The sequence below is a fragment of the Clostridia bacterium genome, from assembly GCA_019683875.1.
Lineage (GTDB): Bacteria > Bacillota > Sulfobacillia > RBS10-35 > Bu92 > Bu92.
Genome location: JADGHN010000158.1, coordinates 1 through 3,084 on the forward strand (window position 1 = coordinate 1; position 3,084 = coordinate 3,084).

Below are 3,084 nucleotides of genomic sequence, written 5' to 3' on the forward strand. Positions count from 1 at the left end.
GGGTTCGTGCGCGTCGGCCCCTGGCGCGTCGCCGGGCTCAGGGACCTGCTGTGAGGCGCTCTGCGTGACGTTCGAGGAGGCGGTGGACATGTCGGCGGACACGCCGCTCAAGATCGGCATCGTCTGTTACCCGTCGCCGGGCGGCAGCGGCATCGTGGCCACGGAGCTCGCCTGCGAGCTGGCGCGGCGCGGCCACGACGTGCACATCTTCAGCCACGACGTGCCCTTCCGGTTGGACCCGTGCCGCGGCCGGCTGACCTACCATCCCGTCACGGCGCCGGAGCACCCGGTGCTGGTCGCCGCGCCGTACGAGGCTGCGCTCGCCGGCACCATCGTCAACATCGTGCGCCGCGTGCGGCTGGATGTGCTGCACGTGCACTACGCCGTCCCGCACGTGTCGGCCGCCTGGCTGGCGGCGAGCGTGCTCGGCGACCGGGCGCCGGCCATCGTGGCCACGCTGCACGGTTCCGACGTGACGATGCTCGGCCGCGACCCGGCGTTGCGCCCGGTGCTGGCGCACACGCTGGAGCGCGCCCACGCCGTCACGACCGTGTCCGCGTACATGGCCGAAAAGGCGCGGGAGCAGTTCGGGCTCGGGCGGCCGATCGACGTCATCCCGAACTTCGTCGATCCGGCCGTCTACGGCGGGCCGCCCGACCGGTCGCTGCGCGCGCAGTACGCCGGCCCGGACGAGGCCGTCGTGCTCCACGCTTCGAATTTCCGCCCGGTCAAGAAGGTGGAGGACGTGGTGCGCATCTTCGCGCGCATCGCGCGGCGCCGGCCGGCGCGGCTGTTACTCGTCGGCGAGGGGCCGGACTCGCCCGCCGCGTACCGGCAGGCGGTGGTCGAGGACGTCGAGGACCGCGTGGTCTTCATGGGCACGCACCCGAACGTGGCGCCCATCTTTCGCATCGCGGACCTGTTCCTGCTTCCTTCCGCGGATGAAGGCTTCGGGCTCTCCGCTCTGGAGGCGATGGCCGCGGGCGTGCCGGTGGTGGCCAGCGCAGTGGGCGGCTTGCCGGAGGTCATCGAGCACGGCGTCTCGGGGCTGCTCTACCCGCCGGAAGACGTCGAGGCCATGGCGGAAGGCGGCCTCCGCCTGCTCACGGACGCGGCGTTCCGCGAGACGATCGTCGCAAACGCCCGCCGCCGCGTCATGGAGCGGTTCACGGCGGAACGGGTCATCCCGATGTACGTCGAGGTGTACCGCCGCGCGGTCGCGCGGGCGACCCGGCCGGCCGCCGGAGCGACGAGCCGTTTCGAAGCGTGAGCGCATAGGCGCCGGCCGCGGCGGGACACTCCACTGTGTGAGGAGGAACCCGCATGACGCACGCGGCCGGCGCCCTTGCCATCCTGGCCCGTTTCACCGGTCTTTACGGCGGAGTGGGGCTGGTCGTCGCCGTCGTCCTGACCGCGGCCCTGATCCTCGGGGCCTTTTGGTTCATGAAAAGCCACGACCACCGCGCGCGCAACAAGTGACGGGCCGCGTCCGCCGCCATCCCCGGCCGGGCGGCGACGTCAGACGTTGAGCGGGTATCCGCCCGCCGCACGCACGTCCGCGGCGATGGACCGGCGCAACTCCACCCAGCCGTCCATCGGCAAGAGCGCGAGCGACTCCGCCAGCGCGCGCCATCCGGTCCGGTACTCCGGCTGGACGGCCGCCGTCACGATGTCCGCCGCCGCTTCCGCCACGCGCCGCGAGGCCTCCAGCGCGTACGCCCGGGCCAGGCGCCGGTGCAGGCCCGAGCCGTCCCGGCCGGCGCGCGCCGCCTTCTCCGCCCGCAGGAGCGCGCTCTCCACCGCGTACAGCTCGATGGCCACGTCCGCCATGGCGCGCAGGATCTCCTGCTCCTGCTCCAGCGCCATGCCGTACGCCTGCGTGGCCTGGCCCGCCACGGCGAGCGCCAGATCCCGCGCGGCGCCCACCCACGCGCGCACCGGCGCGAGCTCGTCGGACGCGTGCGCGCCGTCCAGGTACCACGCCGCCGACACGCCTTGCGCCGCCGCAGCGCGGCTCACGGGCGCGAGGCGCTTGAGGGCGTCGGCGGCGGCCTGCAGCACCGGCAGCCCCTTCATCGCCCGGCGCATGAGGGTCTGCACGACGAGGAGCCGGTTGATCTCGTTCGTCCCTTCGAAGATCCGGTTGATGCGCGCGTCCCGGTAGGCCCGCTCCACGGCGAACTCCTGCATGTAGCCGTAGCCGCCGTGGATCTGCACCGCCTCGTCGACGACGTGGTCCAGCGCCTCCGAGCCGAAGACCTTCATGGCGGAGCACTCCAGGGCGAACTCCTCGATCGCGCGGGCGGCGTCCCGCCCGTCGACGACGTCGCCGAGCGCGGCCAGGCGCTCGTCGATCAGCCCATACGTGCGGTAGGACATGCTCTCAAGCGCGTACGTGCGCGCCGCCATGCGCGCGATCTTCTCCTGGATGAGGGGAAAGTCGAGGATCGGCTTGCCGAACTGGCGCCGCTCCGCCGCGTACCGCGTCGCGATGCCGATCAGCTCCTTGCAGGAGCCGACGCAGCCGGCGCCCAGCTTCAGCCGGCCGATGTTCAGGATGTTGAAGGCGATCACGTGCCCCTTGCCGATCTCGCCCAGCACGTTCTCCACCGGCACCGGCGCGTCGTCGAAGTAGACCATGCGCGTCGAGGAGCCCTTGATGCCCATCTTGTGCACCTCCGGCCCCACGCTCACGCCGGGCAGGTCGCGGTCGACGATGAACGCCGTGAACTTGTCGCCGTCCACCTTGGCGTAGACGACGAACACGTCCGCGAAGCCGGAGTTGGTGATCCACTGCTTCTGCCCGCGGAGCAGGTAGTGCCGGCCGTCCTCGGAGAGGCGCGCCGTCGTCTGGGCGCCCAGGGCGTCCGAGCCCGAGCCCGGCTCCGTGAGCGCGTACGCCGCAAGGCGCCTGCCCGAGGCCAGGTCCGGCAGGTAGCGGCGGCGCTGGTCCTCGTTGCCGAAGAACACGATGGGCAGGCTGCCGATCCCCGTGTGCGCGCCCACGCTGACGGCGAAGCTGCCCGTGACGGCCAGCTTCTCCGTGACGAGCGCGGCGCTGAGCTTGTCGAGGCCCATGCCACC

General features: G+C 72.4%; 3 protein-coding genes. 2 read left to right on the forward strand and 1 reads right to left on the reverse strand.

Annotated elements, in window-relative coordinates:
- Positions 1–88: 88 nt before the first annotated feature.
- Entirely contained in the window at positions 89–1,270 is a 1,182-nt protein-coding gene (gene bshA, locus IRZ18_09235) for an N-acetyl-alpha-D-glucosaminyl L-malate synthase BshA (GenBank protein MBX5477287.1), read from the forward strand.
- A gap of 53 nt (positions 1,271–1,323) precedes the next feature.
- The gene (locus tag IRZ18_09240; protein MBX5477288.1) at positions 1,324–1,479 is read left to right on the forward strand and encodes a hypothetical protein; all 156 of its coding nucleotides are present in this window, start codon (positions 1,324–1,326) and stop codon (positions 1,477–1,479) included.
- Between the two features lie 39 nt (positions 1,480–1,518).
- Here IRZ18_09240 and IRZ18_09245 read toward each other — a convergent pair.
- On the reverse strand, positions 1,519–3,084 hold a 1,566-nt coding region (locus IRZ18_09245; GenBank protein MBX5477289.1), incomplete at its 5' end, for an acyl-CoA dehydrogenase family protein.